1 protein-coding gene is annotated in these 979 nt (G+C 55.2%); it reads left to right on the top strand.

Going from position 1 to position 979, the window contains the following annotated elements:
• Window positions 1-176 precede the first annotated feature (176 nt).
• A partial coding sequence (locus QK293_RS27465) for an IS110 family transposase (RefSeq protein WP_282383510.1) occupies window positions 177-979 on the top strand: 803 nt, incomplete at its 3' end.

Below are 979 nucleotides of genomic sequence, written 5' to 3'. Positions count from 1 at the left end.
AAGGCAGGATTTGCTCCTGACCTTGTCTGTAGAGAGGCCCCCCCGCCTCATTGCCCACCACGAAGAGTATCGAGAAGCCGACAAGTCGGACTTCGCATTACAAGGTTGCAGTGGCATGAAGTTCGAGGTCGGGGGAACCGGAAGCAATCTTACCTAAAGTCAGGGAAGTGAAAAGCATGAATACTCATGTCGGCATAGACATTGGTGCCAAAACGTCTGCCATGGGATGGCGGCAGAACGGCAAAACAGTCGGCCAGTGGGACATTCAGCACACGCCCAAGGGTCGTAAGGCCGCGGTGAATAAGATGATGGGCCTCAAACCGCTGAGCGTGGTCATGGAGGCCACCGGTATTTACTACCTGGATCTTGCGTTGGAGTTGCATGCCGCGGGCTTACCGGTCTCGGTGATCAACCCAAAAAGCTTCCACAACTTTGCCAAGTTGATGTTGCAAAACAGCAAGACTGACCAGATCGATGCGCAGTTGCTGGCTGAATATGGCGAGCGCATGGCACCCAGGCTTTGGGTCCCGCCTACGGCGGATCAAATGATGCTGCGTGCGATTGGCCGTCATATCAATCGACTGATTGGCCATCGGACCAGAGCCAAGAACGAATTGCATGCGCTACAAGCGACAGATACGAGTATTGAGTTGCTAATCGCAGATGAGAAAGACGCGATTGCAGCGCTGGACACACGGATTGATCGTTTGAAGAAAGCCGCACTTGATGCCATCGCCAAGTGCCCGAACCTGACCTTGCAGTTTCGCTGCATGATGGCGGCACCCGGCGTGGGAGAGGCTTCAGCGATTGCTGCACTGGCTGAGTTGACGACGCTACCTGTAACGCTCAAATCGGCACAGGTGAGCCGTTATGCGGGGCTGGACGTGAGATTGACCCAGTCAGGAACAAGTGTGAACCGCCCTGGCCGAATGTCGAAATGTGGCAACGCCTACTTACGCGCAGCGATGTTCATGCCGGC

It is taken from the genome of Pseudomonas sp. AL03, assembly GCF_029960815.1.
GTDB lineage: Bacteria > Pseudomonadota > Gammaproteobacteria > Pseudomonadales > Pseudomonadaceae > Aquipseudomonas.
The sequence above is the reverse complement of the archived record's forward strand: the minus strand, read 5'-3'. Positions and strand labels throughout refer to the sequence as shown.